The 14428-nt window shown below is 51.1% G+C and carries 14 protein-coding genes; 4 read left to right on the plus strand and 10 right to left on the minus strand.

Annotated features, from left to right (window positions below):
* Positions 1 to 34 precede the first annotated feature (34 nt).
* Complete coding sequence (locus LQ777_RS21505; RefSeq protein WP_232559993.1) at positions 35 to 1780, plus strand: DUF6044 family protein; 1746 nt, start codon at positions 35 to 37, stop codon at positions 1778 to 1780.
* 44 nt (positions 1781 to 1824) lie between these two features.
* Here LQ777_RS21505 and LQ777_RS21510 read toward each other — a convergent pair whose 3' ends face one another.
* From LQ777_RS21510 to LQ777_RS21520, 3 genes are all read right to left on the minus strand, one after another.
* Positions 1825 to 2721, minus strand: coding sequence for a LysR family transcriptional regulator (locus LQ777_RS21510; protein ID WP_232559994.1), 897 nt, complete (start codon positions 2719 to 2721; stop codon positions 1825 to 1827).
* Positions 2722 to 2778: 57 nt separating this feature from the next.
* A complete protein-coding gene (locus LQ777_RS21515; protein WP_232559995.1) occupies positions 2779 to 3912 on the minus strand; it encodes a UDP-N-acetylglucosamine 4,6-dehydratase family protein in 1134 nt (377 codons plus the stop codon).
* A gap of 182 nt (positions 3913 to 4094) precedes the next feature.
* Positions 4095 to 4607 (minus strand): DUF2480 family protein, encoded by a 513-nt coding sequence (locus LQ777_RS21520; protein WP_232559996.1) that lies wholly within the window; start codon positions 4605 to 4607, stop codon positions 4095 to 4097.
* Positions 4608 to 4840: 233 nt separating this feature from the next.
* Here LQ777_RS21520 and dnaN point away from each other — a divergent pair, with 233 nt between their 5' ends.
* From dnaN to LQ777_RS21535, 3 genes are all read left to right on the plus strand, one after another.
* The gene (gene dnaN, locus LQ777_RS21525) at positions 4841 to 5977 is read left to right on the plus strand and encodes a DNA polymerase III subunit beta (RefSeq protein ID WP_232559997.1); all 1137 of its coding nucleotides are present in this window, start codon (positions 4841 to 4843) and stop codon (positions 5975 to 5977) included.
* An 82-nt stretch (positions 5978 to 6059) separates the two neighbouring features.
* Complete coding sequence (locus LQ777_RS21530) at positions 6060 to 7283, plus strand: TCR/Tet family MFS transporter (RefSeq protein WP_232559998.1); 1224 nt, start codon at positions 6060 to 6062, stop codon at positions 7281 to 7283.
* Between the two features lie 438 nt (positions 7284 to 7721).
* The gene (locus LQ777_RS21535; protein ID WP_232559999.1) at positions 7722 to 8573 is read left to right on the plus strand and encodes an oxidoreductase; all 852 of its coding nucleotides are present in this window, start codon (positions 7722 to 7724) and stop codon (positions 8571 to 8573) included.
* A gap of 45 nt (positions 8574 to 8618) precedes the next feature.
* Here LQ777_RS21535 and map read toward each other — a convergent pair whose 3' ends face one another.
* The 7 genes from map to LQ777_RS21570 form a co-directional block, all read right to left on the minus strand.
* Complete coding sequence (gene map / locus LQ777_RS21540; RefSeq protein WP_232560000.1) at positions 8619 to 9377, minus strand: type I methionyl aminopeptidase; 759 nt, start codon at positions 9375 to 9377, stop codon at positions 8619 to 8621.
* A gap of 109 nt (positions 9378 to 9486) precedes the next feature.
* The gene (locus LQ777_RS21545) at positions 9487 to 10044 is read right to left on the minus strand and encodes a YceI family protein (protein WP_232560001.1); all 558 of its coding nucleotides are present in this window, start codon (positions 10042 to 10044) and stop codon (positions 9487 to 9489) included.
* A gap of 35 nt (positions 10045 to 10079) precedes the next feature.
* Positions 10080 to 10766, minus strand: a complete 687-nt coding sequence (locus LQ777_RS21550) for a hypothetical protein (protein ID WP_232560002.1) — start codon at positions 10764 to 10766, stop codon at positions 10080 to 10082.
* A gap of 20 nt (positions 10767 to 10786) precedes the next feature.
* Entirely contained in the window at positions 10787 to 11305 is a 519-nt protein-coding gene (locus LQ777_RS21555; RefSeq protein ID WP_232560003.1) for a QcrA and Rieske domain-containing protein, read from the minus strand.
* Positions 11306 to 11383: 78 nt separating this feature from the next.
* Positions 11384 to 12931, minus strand: coding sequence for a porin family protein (locus tag LQ777_RS21560; RefSeq protein WP_232560004.1), 1548 nt, complete (start codon positions 12929 to 12931; stop codon positions 11384 to 11386).
* On the minus strand, positions 12912 to 13490 hold the full coding sequence (locus LQ777_RS21565) for an RNA polymerase sigma factor (RefSeq protein ID WP_232560005.1): 579 nt from the start codon (positions 13488 to 13490) through the stop codon (positions 12912 to 12914). The genes LQ777_RS21560 and LQ777_RS21565 overlap by 20 nt, the downstream gene beginning before the upstream one ends.
* A 47-nt stretch (positions 13491 to 13537) precedes the next feature.
* A complete protein-coding gene (locus LQ777_RS21570; RefSeq protein WP_232560006.1) occupies positions 13538 to 14380 on the minus strand; it encodes a hypothetical protein in 843 nt (280 codons plus the stop codon).
* Between the last annotated feature and the right edge of the window lie 48 nt (positions 14381 to 14428).

Raw genomic sequence — 14428 nt, forward strand, 5'->3', positions numbered from 1 at the left:
ACGATCAAGCAGATTTGGCCCTGTGAAACGCCCTATGTTTTCCCGTTCACCTTCGTCTGTTCGTTTATCTACCGAAAAAAACTACCTGCTTGGCGCGGCTGGCTTGTTGCTGTTTTATATACTTCCGTATGTCTGGCTCGGCGAAGGTGCTTACATAACGATCCACGACAACCTGGACAGCGATTTTCTGTACCTGTACCTGCTCAAGATCACCCGTACTGCTTTCGACTTCAACCTGGACACGCTTATTCCCAACGCGATGAGTGGCGGCCCATTCACCGGCATTCCTCGTTCGGCCTTCCGTACGGGTCTGAATCTGGAAGTGCTGTCGTTCTGGCTCCTACCGCCGTATGTCGCGCAGGTTGTCAACTTTGTAGCGGTGCACATCATTGGCTTCGTGGGTATGTACCTGTTGCTCAGAAAACATAGTTTACCTGAACCGCACTGGGCGTTTACGCGGGTAGCCATCGCTTTTCTGTTCGCGCTGGTGCCGTGCTACACCGTACATGGCGCATCCGTCAGTGGACAACCGCTGCTTCTGTTCGCTTTTCTGAACTTACTGACCCGCACCAGCCGCTGGACCGATTGGCTTATTATTCTCCTGTTTCCTTTTTACTCGTTCTTTGTCTGGGCGGGACTATTCATCTGCGTAGTCCTGGGCGGCATCGGTCTGGCAGGGATGGCCATCCAGCGGACGATCAACTGGCCGTATATCATTGGTTTAGCGTTGCTTTCTGTAACGTATCTGGCCAGCGAATGGGAGTTAATCTACGCGTTTATCCATCAAACCTACGTCTCCGAACGCGTTGCGTTTGATTATTCGCAACTACGCTCCATGCGTGTCCTGGATAGTCTGCGCCGAAGTGCCGATCTGTTCGTCTGGCCGATGTTTAATACGGGTGCTTTCCTGACAGTAGGTATTCTGGCGGTAGCAGGCGTCGGTGCCTGGCGTGCCTACGGGCGAAGGAATTACCGGGCGGTCTGGTGGCTGGTAGGCTTACCGATTGTTGCGGGCATTTTCTGCCTGATCCACGGCTTTTATCATTACCTCGTCGTCTGGCTGGGCAACAGCCCGCTCGGTATGAAGTTCCGGGTATTTCAGTTCGACCGTTTTTATTTTCTGCTGCCGACGCTTTGGTTTTGCCTTTTCGCGCTGGCTCTCCGACAATTCGGGGCCAACGGACGCTGGAATCGTTTTGTTCTGGCCGGTCAGCTTTTATTAATGATCGTTGCTAATAAAGAGTGGTGTATCAATGTCGGTAAACTGACGGGCTCTGTCACCGAAGCGCAGTATCCATCCTTCCGGGCGTTTTTCGCCGAAAAGCAATTTGCGCAGATCCGCCAGTACATCAACCGGCCGCAAGCGGACTACCGGGTCATTTGTTTGGGGATGCACCCTTCTGTGGCCCAGTTCAACGGTTTTTACACTTTGGACAGCTATCAGAATAACTACCCATTGCCTTACAAGTACGCGTTTCGCAAAATTATCGCGACCGAGTTGGCCAAAGGAACCCGCCAGATGCGCGTGTACTACGACGCTTACGCTTGTCGCGTTTACCTTTATACCGCCGAATTGGGCATGAACTACCTGTTCGGAAAAACGCAGAACCAATCCGTTCGGAACCTTCAAATCAATACGAATGCGCTCAAGGCACTGGATGGAGCCTATGTTGTGTCCGCTGTGCCCATCCGCAATTCAGCCGCAAACCATTTACGGCTGGCCAGGGTATTCGATGAGCCGGAAAGCTACTGGCGGATTTGGTTGTACCGGGTCATGTAGTCAATCGACCAGACCATGTCCTGCGCCTTACTACCGCCAATAAATTAGTTTCGCTTGTAGTGCTGCCGGGCGAAGCGCATGAATGTATCGGCCAGCCCTTCCGTAACGCCTTGCAGCTGAATTGAATAAAATTCCCGCTGGATGGAAAGCCCTTGTACATCGAGCACCTTCAGGATGCCGGTTCGTACTTTGTCCTGTACGGCGAAGATCGATACAAAAGCCATGCACCGCGAACTGCCCAGGTAAGACTTAATGCTTTCGGTACTACCTAACTGCATTTCTACGGTCAGATCGGTCAGGCGAAGGCCCACACCCCGAAGCGCGTGTTCGATAACTTCCAGCGAGCCAGAACCGCGTTCGCGCAGCAAAATAGGTACTGTCTTTAACTCATCCAGCGTAATCTCGTCTCGGTCGGCCAGGGGGTGATCGGCCCGGCAAACCAGCACCAGTTCGTCTTTCACAAAGGGTGTATAGCGAATATCGCTGTGGTGGGTTCGCCCTTCAACCAGCCCCAAATCAATATCACTCTTGAGCAACTGCTGTTCAACCTGCTCGGTATTACCGCTCAGTAGCGATATCGAAATATCAGCTGAATACTCGTGAAAACGGGCGAGTACAGGCGGAATAACGTATTGAGCAACTGTCGTGCTGGCTCCCAACCGAAGCGTACCACCGGGCTGTCCTTTCAGGGCGTTCATATCGAACTCCAGCTGGCGATACGTAGCGACGATGGTTTCGGCGTGGCGAAGCAGCAAACTACCAGCCGCCGTTAGACTGATCTGATTGCCCCGGCGGTCGAAAAGAGCGGTACCAAACTGGTTTTCGAGTTCCTGAATGTGCTTCGTTACGGCGGGCTGCGTCACATACAGTTCGGCAGCCGCTTTTGTAAAACTGAGCCGCTTGGCAACGGTGTAAAAAACGTTTAATCGAAAATCAAGCATGAACAAAGTTACGGACGAATGACTGTCCAACCCTACCACTTATTCAATACTGGAAAATCAGGCCGCGCTGACCTTGTTCAGCGATTCATTCAGATGGGCGTAGGGTGAATTTTTGCTTACATAATCGGGTATATACTCCTTCAAAATGCGCACCAGCGCCGTGTCGTCGGCGTCCGAAAGGGCTAGTTTGAGCTGGACAATGGCCTTTTGCAGAAACGAAGCATCCGCCGGCAACAAACGAACCTTTTTGATCTTGGGATGATCCGTCGGTAAACAACACGCATCGGCACTCAGCAAGTCCTCATGTAGTTTCTCACCGGGTCTTAAGCCTGTAAACCGCAGCTTAATCTCTTTATTAACCTCGTAACCGGACAACTGAACCAGCCGACAGGCCAGATCGACAATGCGTACGGGCTGGCCCATGTCAAAGACAAACACCTCTCCGCCATAGCCCAAGGCAACCGCTTCGAGCACTAGCTGGCAGGCCTCGGGTATAGTCATGAAGTACCGGCTTATGTCGGGATGCGTAACCGTTACCGGCCCACCTGCTTCAATCTGACGCTTGAACAGCGGAACGACCGACCCGGCAGAATCAAGCACATTGCCGAAGCGGGTAATGATGAAACGGGTCGATGAGTCAGCAGTCAGGCTCTGTACGTACATCTCCGCGAGCCGCTTCGTTGCGCCCATTACGCTGGTTGGATTGACCGCCTTGTCGGTTGAGATCAGCACGAATTTTTGCACCGAAAAGCGTACAGCCAGATCCGCAACGACTTTGGTACCCAATACGTTTGTCTTGACAGCTTCGTAAGGGTGCTCTTCCATCAAGGGCACATGTTTGTAAGCCGCCGTATGAAAGACAATATCGGGCTGGTATCTGGCGAACACGTGCCGCATCCGTACTAAGTCGGTTATATCGGCAATATGACCCGTTAGTAGGCCACCGCTCCCTGGTTCGCTACTGAGCCTGACCAATAGGTCGTACAAAGCCGATTCAGCCTGATCGAGCAGCACAATTTGCCGGGGCTTATGACACAGGAGTTGCCGTACCAGTTCGCTGCCAATTGACCCTGCTGCGCCAGTTATCAGTACGACTCGTCCAAGAACTTGTTTATTGACAACGGTATCGTCGAACTGAATAACCGGTCGGCCTAGTAAGTATTCAGCCTGGGCAGGCAGGAACTGCTTCATGGTAGGTATCTTATCGTTACAAAGTCGGTGGGCAAACAAGCCTGATAACCGCCAAAAACCCGTTGGCTATCAAAGACAAATGTAAAGAAATGACTTCCCTAAACAAGCAGACAAGTAACTTTTTACAACAACAAAATATACTTAAGCGATAAGATTACTTTTCACGATAACGCTACGTACTGCTAGGCTTTCGGGCGTTTGTACAGGGGAACTGTGCTACAAGGCTCACCAAAAAGCAGGCTCTGAGCCACAGGTCGTAACACACGCGTTATTTCTACGTAAGCCGCCGTCGGCACCGGAACTTTCGAGCATCCTTTCACGACAACACGCACTCCTTCGTAATCAGCCGGGTTAATGCGGGCGATAGCATCGAAGTAAAGCTTGTCCTCCAGGTCAGTCAGCGAACCAAAGACGATCATATTCGCGTAAGGCTGAAGCTGAATTGTCAGCAGCATATACGCCCAGGTCGGCACAATGGCATCTTCTGTGCAGGTGACGGCCACGTTCTTTCCAGCGTATTGGGTCCAGTCGTGTTCTTTGAGGAACGCTCGAAAGTCTTTTTCCTTTAAAATCAGTCCCATATACAGGTTATCTTTCAAGTCATACACAACCCGTTCGCCGGGATGATAATAGTCTTCCAGGTCGAGCGTGACAAGACCGCTGTTGGCAACGCGATTGATGATTTCAGTCTCCATTTTCGTTTATTTATAGTCCTGTTTGCCAAGGACGAACGAGTCCTTGCAGTCGTTCTGTATAAGCCAGAAACACCGACAACAGTATATTTCAGACCTTGTTTCTTTTTCTCTGCAACAACCCTTCTGCGTGGAAAGGTTCTTTACTTACCGTTGACAAAAACCCGCCCCAGAGTCTATATTTTTTGTACTTTTGTTCTTATATCTAATTACAAACAGTCTTAAACGATTGGCCAATGAAATTTATCGTTTCTTCGTCCGTACTGCTAAAAAACCTTCAGAATATTAACGGCGTCGTGGCGACCAACCCGATTGTGCCGATCCTCGAAAATTTCCTGTTCCGTATTGAAGACGGCACGCTGACCATAACGGCTTCGGACCTGCAAACAACCATGACAACGCAGATTCCGGTTGAGTCATCGGAGAACGGGGCCATTGCGATTCCAGCTAAGTTGCTGCTCGATACGCTCCGTAGCCTTCCGGAACAGCCCGTAACGGTCAATATCGATACCGAGACGTTTGGTACCGAAATCCTGACGGATAATGGACGCTATAAGCTTTCGGGCGAAAACCCGATTGACTTCCCGAAACTACCAACGGTCAGCAAAAACATGTCGGTCGAAATTCCGTCCGATGTACTGCTGGGTGCGATCAACAACACGGTCTTCGCGACCAGCACCGACGATCTTCGCCCGGCAATGACGGGGGTTTATCTGCAACTCAGTCCTGACAACGCAACGTTCGTGGCTACGGATGGACACCGGCTTATCCGCTACCGTCGGACTGATCTGGGCGCGTCGGCCAGCACCTCGACCATTGTTCCCCGCAAAGCACTGCAACTGCTGAAAGCATCGTTGCCCGACAACGTTCCTGTTACGGCAGAATTCAGCCAGGCGAATGCATCGTTTACGTTTGGTGGCAACGGCCATCCGACTACGCAACTGATCTGCCGGTTGATCGACGAGCGATTCCCGGATTACGAAAACGCGATCCCGACGAATAATCCGAACGTGATGACCATCGGTCGGACCGATCTGTTAAATTCGTTGAAGCGAATCATGATCTACGCGAACCGGACAACGCACCAGATTCGGCTGTCGCTCAAGGCCAACTCGCTGACGATCTCTGCCGAAGATCTGGATTACTCGAACGAAGCGAACGAAAAGCTTCTGTGCGAATACGATGGCGATTCGATGGAAATTGGCTTCAACGCCAAACTGATGGCCGAAGTGTTGAGCAACCTCAGCGCTAAAATGATTTCGCTGGAGCTGTCAGCACCAAACCGGGCTGGATTGCTTATTCCGGCTGATCGGGAAGAAAACGAGGACATCCTGATGCTGGTAATGCCAGTTATGTTGAATACATACGCTTAGTTTTCAGAATTGAGGAGTTCGTTCAGCCAGCATCCGATTTAACCCGGACAACGGCTAACGAACTCCTCAATTTTTTTTGCTCATGAGAAACCGCACAGCGCCAGCCCTCGTCTTTATTTTCATCACGCTTCTCATCGACGTAACGGGACTGGGTATTATCATCCCTGTTTTTCCAAAACTGATTGAGCAACTTATTCACGGCAACATCAGTCAGGCAGCCCATTGGGGTGGATTGCTTACATCCTCTTACGCCCTGGTGCAGTTTCTTTTCTCTCCGGTTCTCGGCGGACTGAGCGACCGTTTTGGCCGTCGGCCTGTGCTGCTGTTCTCGCTCTTTGGCTTCGGTCTTGATTATATTCTGCAAGGCTTTGCTCCTACTATTGGCTGGTTGTTTTTGGGGCGAATCGTCGCGGGTATTACCGGAGCCAGTTTTACCACGGCCACGGCTTACATTGCCGATATTAGTCCACCCGAAAAACGAGCGCAGAATTTTGGATTGGTTGGCGCAGCTTTTGGCGTCGGTTTCATCCTGGGTCCGGCACTCGGTGGTTTCCTGGGGCAGTTTGGTCCACGCGTACCTTTTTTCGTGTCAGCCGGGTTGACCCTGCTTAATTTCTTGTACGGCTTTTTTATCCTTCCAGAATCGCTGGCTCCCGAAAAGCGCCGACCGTTCGAATGGCGACGCGCTAATCCCATAAGCTCGCTGATGCGGTTGGGAAAGTATCCCGTTATTCTGGGTTTGGTTGCATCGCTGGTGTTGATTTACATCGCCGGATTTGCCGTACAAGGTACCTGGACATTCTACACGATGGAAAAATTCAAGTGGGATGAAAAAACGGTCGGCTTATCCCTGGCCGCGATTGGCGTATCGTTCGCGATCGTACAGGGTGGGCTAAGTCGAATTATCATTCCTAAGCTAGGCCAGCAGCGCTCTGTGTACGTGGGGATGCTGTTCAGTGCTATTGGGTTTGCCTTGTTTGCCCTTGCCAACCAAAGCTGGATGATGTTTGCTTTCATGGCGGTGTATGCCATGGGCGGTATTGCCGGGCCATCTGTTCAAGGCATCATTTCCAATCAGGTTCCTGATAATGAACAGGGCGAGCTTCAGGGGGCTTTAACGAGCCTAACCAGCACAACGTCGATTTTCGGTCCGTTTATTATGACGAACCTGTTTTCGTACTTCACGTCGGCCAATGCTCCTGTTTACCTTCCGGGAGCCCCATTCCTACTAGGCTCCGTGTTGATTCTTATCAGTGCTGTTCTGGCCCGCCGTGGTTTGAATCGGTCACGGGTCGCGGTTAGTTAATTTGCGTTTTCTATAGCAATGCTTATTACGCTAAGCAAAAGTCTGTTTGAAGTCATGGGGTCCGGTTTGAGAACCGGACCGCGTTGGTTTTAAGAAACCGACACTACCGCAAAACCGATCTATCGTAATTTTCACCGGTTAATCATTTACTTCCAACGCTTGAATCATGCAATCGGGCTACATGGCCGAAACAAACCGATTTACCTCTACAAAACCATCTTCATATTTGCACGTTGGCAACCGCAGACAGGACAGTAGCGCTTGTCAACGTGCAATTGTTTGATTTTTGCAAGCATCCGTTTGTTTTGGGCAAGCATCAAGCTGTCGCGCTGATCTACTTTTGTGCTGTACAAAAGCAGGACAATATACCTAACTAGTTCCCACTGATTAACAGCTAGTTGCCTAAGTTTTGTCCCGTATTATAAACGAATTTATTCGATGGATACAGCAACAAAAAAAGTATGGTTTGTGACAGGCGCGTCAAAAGGTCTCGGCCTGGTGTTGGTGAAACAACTGTTGGAACAGGGTCATGCCGTAGCCGCCACATCTCGCAACCAGCAGGAGCTTTTGGATGCGGTCGGTACGACAACGTCTTCCTTTCTGCCCCTACAGGTCAATCTCACCGACGAGAGCAGTGTACAGCGGGCGATTGAGGCAACGATTCAAACGCTGGGTGGCCTGGATGTCGTCGTTAACAACGCGGGTTATGGCCTATCAGGTAGTTTGGAAGAATTGACCGACGAGGAATCGCGCAATAATTTCGATATTAATGTTTTTGGCTCACTCAACGTCATCCGGCAGGCAATGCCTCAGCTGAGAAAACAAAAGGCCGGTCATATTCTGAATATCTCGTCGGTTGGTGGTTTTTTTGGCAGCTTTCCGGGCTGGGGGATTTACTGCGCAACCAAATTCGCGGTGGAAGGCTTCTCGGAATCGCTGGCCGCCGAAGTCAAAGCGTTTGGCGTTCACGTCACGATTGTCGAGCCGGGTTATTTCAGAACGAACTTCCTAACGTCAGATTCAATGGGTTTACCCAAAAATCAGATCGATGCGTACAAAGAGGTTCGGGAATCGCAGCAATTTCACCAGCAGGAGATGAACGGCAATCAGCCGGGTGACCCGGAAAAGGCCGCAGCAGCCATGATTCGCATAACAACCGAGCCTAATCCCCCCTTGCATTTGTTCCTGGGTCAGGACGCATACGATTTAGCGCGTACGAAGCTAAATGCCGTTCAGCAGGAACTGGAACAATGGAAGGAGCTTACGGTCTCAACCGGGTTTACGGCCTAAAGAGCAAACGAGCTGACAGATACGTCTGTCAGCTCGTTGCTTATATCAGAGTAGATTCGCTTCCGTAAGAATGATTGGCTTGCCATCCGTCACGACAATGGTATGTTCGTGCTGCGCCACAAAACCACCGCCTTTACCAACCAGCGTCCACCCGTCGCCTTTATCCTGGGCGTACGTCGCTTTGGTGGATATAAACGTTTCAATGGCGACAACCGAATTCTTTTTGAAGCGCCCCGTAACCGAGCGGTCGTAGCAGCACAAGATTTCCTTTGGCTCCTCGTGCAAACTCCGGCCAACACCGTGACCAGCCAGGTTCCGAATTACCCGATAGCCGGATTTTCTGGCTTCGGTTTCGATAAGACGACCGATCTCGGCAATCTTCACCCCGCCTTTTATGTTGTCCAACGCTTTAGTCAGAATGCGTTTTGACGCATCGATCAGCGGTTTGTGATTGTGAACGTCGGCTCCCAGCACAAACGACCCGCCGTTGTCGGCCCAGAATCCGTCAAGTTCCGCCGACACGTCTATATTAACCAGATCACCTTCTTTGAGAATGGTTAAAGCCGATGGAATCCCGTGGCAGATTTCATGATTGACACTGATGCAGGTCCAACCCGGAAAATTGTACGTCAGCTTAGGAGCTGATCTAGCACCCCACTCTTCGAGGACAGACCGACCGTATTCGTCAAGCTCTTTGGTAGACATACCCGGCTGGGCATATTCCCGCATCTTACGCAGCGTTGTTCCAACAGCGTCGCTTATTTTTTTTATCCCAATAAATTCAGCGTAAGAGGTTATGGACATTATTCCTGATTATTTATGCGACCAATCTTTTGCATAAATATACAAGCTTCCAGCTAACCTACCAGAATGTTCGTTACGCTACGCATTACGGCAAACACCCGCACGACGCCTATAGAGTGAACACGACGTTGAACCGAAGTGCCATATCATCGTCGGTTTTCATGCCCATCAAGGATGGCCGCTCGATGTTGTAGTCGCTCATGTTTACCGGGAATTCGCCCGTAAGCGTCATTTTACCGTTCGCATCCCGTCGGATCGTTCGTAACGTAACCGGCTTCGTAACTCCGTGGAAGGTCAGCTTTCCATTCGCCGTCAGTGCTCCGCTTTCGCCCACCGAAATATCAGAACTCGTAAACGTAACATTTGGGTATTTCAGTCCATCGAGTACTTCCATCGCGTGCGAATCGCGGTTGTTGTTGTTACTGTCAAACGAGGACACCTTCATCGAAACGGCCACACTTTCGGGCTGCTTTGTTTCGTCATTGTAGATTACCGCACAGTTGACATCGTGGCTAACCCCTTCCCACTTGTGCAGGGGATGCTTGGCCGCGTACGTAACTGTCGACAGTGCTTTATCAGCGATCAGTTTACGCTTCGCCATTGGGTTCACAAAGGCACAAAGCAGCAGGGTAGCTAGCACGTAGCCACGTGTAATAAGGTAGTTCATACGCGTAAAAGAATTAAATAAGTACCTGGATCACGTCAGAAAGTAAGTGATATAACCGAAGCCGCGTAAGCGCCGAAGGTACCATAGGCTACCGCCCGGTGAACTGGTTTCAGATCAGGGTGCTGGTCGATCATGTGCGCCAGTACGTTAGTAGCAATCATACCCGTCAGGTGAACAATAGCCAGGTATTTGTGCAGCTTGATCGACGTAAAGCCGGGCTTAGCGCCAACTACCGGCGGTGGAGACGTTAGCGATAGGGCCAGTGTCGTGCCGTACGCAATGTTGATAAACGTAGCCGAGCGCTGGTGCCAGATCTTTGTATCGACGTACTCCTGCCCCCTCGCGTTGTACAGCTTAGCACCCAGTAAGCCTTGCGCAATAAATCCGGCCAGTGTCACAAATCCGCCTATCTGGTGGGTAACCAGCATCGTCCGACGAATTTTCAACTCACGGGCGCGTCCTTCAGCCGTTAGCGGAGCCACATTCATAACCCGCAACAGCCCTTTGGGTCCCCAGAATGCGCGCTGCGTAAAAATCATCTTTCGGGGCAGCAAAGGTTGTGACTCCGTCGAATCCGTCAGACCCGCCAGCAAGGCATCAGCCTCATTGTTTTTTGCCGGTACGGTATCGGTCGCTGCACTTGTCTTGACCGCCGTTGAATCCTGCGCCCGTACGGAACCGATTCCAGCCCACAGAAGTGTTAGTAACAGAATGTATTTCATCGGAAGAAAAGAAAAAGTAGTTAGGCCGTCACGGTTAAGGTGCTCCCATCCGTGCTCAGCGCCGTTTTATACTGAGTTAGTGGACTAGTCGCCGGTCCTACTTCTACGGCACCGGTTGTACTAAATTCCGAGCCGTGATTAGGGCAGTACATGTCGTCCTGGCCGGAGCGGTATTGTACGTCGGTTCCCTGGTGCGTGCAGGCTTTCGACAGCGCAACCACGGAGCCATTTTTTATTTTAGCCACGATAACACTTCCTACAATGACGTATTGACCGGCTGTTTTGAGCTTACTGAAATTCGAGTCGGTCAGGTCGAGTTTGAAATTGATGGCACCGGAACCTGTGTTTGCATTGCCCGTTATTCCCGAGCTAGGCGTGGTTCCCGTACCACCAGTGGATGGCGACGGATCATCGCTTTTACTCGAACAGGCCGTCAGGGTGCCCATGCAGTAAAAAGCCATCAGAGCCGCGCTGCTCATGCCGAGATCACGCAAAAATTCACCACGATTCATTTGCTTGTCTACTGAATTCATTTTCATCTGATTATAAGTTATTTAATGTAGCTACACTGATTCGATCAAGCGACGCACGCTGCCCCTTTTGGTTACTCGGAAAGACTAAAGCTTGTACCGCAACGACAGGAAAGCCCCGGTACTCAACAGATTGATCTTATACGCTCCAACCCCTTTTACGGGCGCTTTTATAAACGGTTCTACCTGCCACGATAACCGACGACTCAAAGCCCGTTCGTAGCCTACCGACAGGTTTAGCTGACTGAACCCGTACCCGCCAGTACGGGTACTTATTTTTGTCGGCTGGTTGTACGTACGAGAGGGGTATTTGTAGGTGTAATCCTCCTGCAACATGACGTAGGACGTTACCCCACCACTCACAAACCAACGGCTTGGCGGCAGCCGGTTATCCTGACGCGGGCGTAAGGCGATGTCAAAACGAACATTAACAGGGATATCGAGTAGCGTACAAACCCCATCGACACCCACTGGCTGGACGTTCCATTTCGGCCAAACCATCTCCGTGTTGTACTGGTCAGGCGTAGCGCCATACACCTTTGTGCTTCTAATAACCCCCGCCTGAACGCTCCACCGCGACGCAATCCGGTATTCCAGCAGCATCCCAACATTCGTACCCGGCCGCGAAAAGTTGTGTAGCCCTATCGCACTCAAATCAGGCGCTACAGCCAGTCGGACGCTTAGCCCACGCACTGGTGCACTATTCGGCACTGACACAGCCTTGTAAGGTTGATTGTAAGCTACTTCCCGATCCATACTTTCGGGCAACTTAGACCATTTACCCGGACGAATCGCTAACTCCGCGATTGTTGGCAAAGTCGCTGGTGTTGGCGCATTACCCTCATTAATTGATGGACTACCGGTTGCATTGGAATTCTTTAACGAGGCTTCTTCGATCGATTTCTTTGCCCTTCGCTCACCCAATGAGACCGCAGCTTTCGCTGGATAGTCCGGTGTTGCAGTTGTTGCTGCAACACCACGACCATACCGATCAACAAACGTACTACCTGGTGTGGAATTCGTTTTTCTTCTTGTCTTACGAAGTCGTCGTCCGAAAGCATCCGCCGTCGTCGTCGAAGGTTCTGACCGCATAGTCGTACCCGCTATCAGTTTTTTACCACCTAAAGCCGGTTTTTCCCTATACGCCGTTACCGTACGCTCCGTTGCAACTCTCTCCGTATTTTTACTTACTTTCTTTACCGGCTTATCAGCTATAACCCGTCCGGTGGTCGCGCTGGTTATGGCTACCGGCGCGGGTTCCGTAGCGGTAGCAGGCACGGCAGCTTGTGTCCGCTTCGTTCCTATCGACTCTGTTTTCGTGGATCGAGTCGCAACAGCGTCCGGCTGCTTTGCCTTCGTAATCGACGATGCACTCTCCCGACCAGCAGGCGGCACGACCGACTGAGAAACCGCAGGACGCTCAACGTTCTTGTACGCGTACCAGCCTCCACCCGTCAGCAATAGCAGCAACAGCGGTATCCCCCAGGGCAGCCATTTTTTCCAGAAGGCCGTCCGGTCACGCTCATCCAGCTGGTCTTTCAGGCCCTCCCAGGCTGCCGGGTCAAACGGTGCATCAAACTCTTCAGCCGACTTTCTGAAGAGTCCGTCCAATTGGTCATCGGTTAGCTCTTGCATACTCATCGTTATTTAACTGCTTCAATAATTGGCGCAGGTTTTCCCGCGCACGAGCCAGATTTGACTTCGATGCTCCGGCGGATATCCCTAACTGAGCCGCAATCTCCTCGTGCGTAAATCCGTCGATCACGTACAGGTTAAAAACCAATCGGTAGGCTGGCGACAGCCGCTGAATCAGGTTCATTAGTTCTTCCTGAGCCAGTTGACTATATGCATCAGGCGCTTCTGTAGGCACAACCTGCTCCGCCTGTTCAACAGCCTCGTGGTAAAAATGCCGTACTTCCTGCCGATAGTGATCGACTGCTGTGTTGATCATAATTCGCCGGAGCCAGCCCTTAAACGGCTGCGTCGGCTCGTACTGTTCCAGGCGGGTAAACACCTTCAAAAATCCATCGTTCAGCACCTCCAGTGCACCCTCACGGGTTGGTGAATACCGTAGACAAACGCTCATAGCATAGCCATAAAACTGCCGGTAAAGCAGCTCCTGGCTGCGTCGATGGTTGCGAAGGCAACCCGCCAGCAGATCAGGTAAAGCGGATATGTTTGACGCGTTGGACAACGTTTACACGCTAGTTAATAGGTTATTATCTACCATTCAATATCGAATCAGTTCGGTGCCACCGCCGTTGTTGTGTTAACCACCGGCCAAACACCCGGTCTCGGTACACTGACGCCTTTGGTGCTACCCCGCTGTCCCTGATCGGCTCCAAAATAATAAAGCGGCCAGCCTTTGTACGTCAGCTGTGTTTTCCCAACCGCCGTAATCGTCGTAAAATCAGATCGGTTGAGAGCGGACGGAATATCGCCAATTGTCGCTGATGTTTCAAAAATCGGCCAGGTGGCATTATTACTCAGATCCGTTCTGGTATAATTGTTTTTATTGTTCTTATCGCTGGCGAAGGCGTAGAGTGTACGACCCAGACTATCCGTTAAAAACAGCGAATTTCCAGTCCCTTCTTTGGTGTCGAATGTGTAGTTTTTGCCATCATTACCCATCAACTGCCGTGACGCAATCATTACTTTGTAATTGGGTTTGGCGACCATCCACACATTACCAACATTTTCCCCCGCTACGTCGCCCGCTTTTGCGTCTTTCTGATAATAATAAAGCGGCCAGCCTTTGTAGGTCGTTTGCTTTTCGCCGTCGGCGCGGGTGATGGTAGCAAAATCGCTTGTGCGCAGCCCGTTGGCAACGGTTGGCGTTTCTTTATAGAACACGGGCCAAACCTCTTTGCAGCCTCCCGAACAGGTAGCGTCACCGGCTACGTCAGGCGCAAAAAAATAAAGTGTTTTACCCCCCTCACCGGTCAGCACGTTTCCCAGCGATGTCGTCGCCAGCGCAACGTCGGTCGCGGTAGTCGGGTTTTCATCGCTTTTACAACGAACAAGTGCTACCATCATGAATGCCGCTATGGCCAACAGGCGACTGTTATAGACGAATGATTTCATTGTGTCAACTGCATTAGAAAGTAAAAAAAATAAGACAGTTGAACCGGT

The sequence above is a fragment of the Spirosoma oryzicola genome (assembly GCF_021233055.1).
Lineage (GTDB): Bacteria > Bacteroidota > Bacteroidia > Cytophagales > Spirosomataceae > Spirosoma > Spirosoma oryzicola.

What these genes read in the sequence shown, in the direction of transcription:
- LQ777_RS21555 (WP_232560003.1), bottom strand. Translation starts at nt 11,305, where the DNA reads ATGAAAATGAATTCAGTAGACAAGCAAATGAATCGTGGTGAATTTTTG.
- LQ777_RS21505 (WP_232559993.1), top strand. Translation starts at nt 35, where the DNA reads ATGTTTTCCCGTTCACCTTCGTCTGTTCGTTTATCTACCGAAAAAAAC.
- LQ777_RS21570 (WP_232560006.1), bottom strand. Translation starts at nt 14,380, where the DNA reads ATGAAATCATTCGTCTATAACAGTCGCCTGTTGGCCATAGCGGCATTC.
- LQ777_RS21515 (WP_232559995.1), bottom strand. Translation starts at nt 3,912, where the DNA reads ATGAAGCAGTTCCTGCCTGCCCAGGCTGAATACTTACTAGGCCGACCG.
- map (WP_232560000.1), bottom strand. Translation starts at nt 9,377, where the DNA reads ATGTCCATAACCTCTTACGCTGAATTTATTGGGATAAAAAAAATAAGC.
- LQ777_RS21550 (WP_232560002.1), bottom strand. Translation starts at nt 10,766, where the DNA reads ATGAAATACATTCTGTTACTAACACTTCTGTGGGCTGGAATCGGTTCC.
- LQ777_RS21510 (WP_232559994.1), bottom strand. Translation starts at nt 2,721, where the DNA reads ATGCTTGATTTTCGATTAAACGTTTTTTACACCGTTGCCAAGCGGCTC.
- LQ777_RS21535 (WP_232559999.1), top strand. Translation starts at nt 7,722, where the DNA reads ATGGATACAGCAACAAAAAAAGTATGGTTTGTGACAGGCGCGTCAAAA.
- LQ777_RS21530 (WP_232559998.1), top strand. Translation starts at nt 6,060, where the DNA reads ATGAGAAACCGCACAGCGCCAGCCCTCGTCTTTATTTTCATCACGCTT.
- dnaN (WP_232559997.1), top strand. Translation starts at nt 4,841, where the DNA reads ATGAAATTTATCGTTTCTTCGTCCGTACTGCTAAAAAACCTTCAGAAT.
- LQ777_RS21520 (WP_232559996.1), bottom strand. Translation starts at nt 4,607, where the DNA reads ATGGAGACTGAAATCATCAATCGCGTTGCCAACAGCGGTCTTGTCACG.
- LQ777_RS21545 (WP_232560001.1), bottom strand. Translation starts at nt 10,044, where the DNA reads ATGAACTACCTTATTACACGTGGCTACGTGCTAGCTACCCTGCTGCTT.
- LQ777_RS21560 (WP_232560004.1), bottom strand. Translation starts at nt 12,931, where the DNA reads ATGCAAGAGCTAACCGATGACCAATTGGACGGACTCTTCAGAAAGTCG.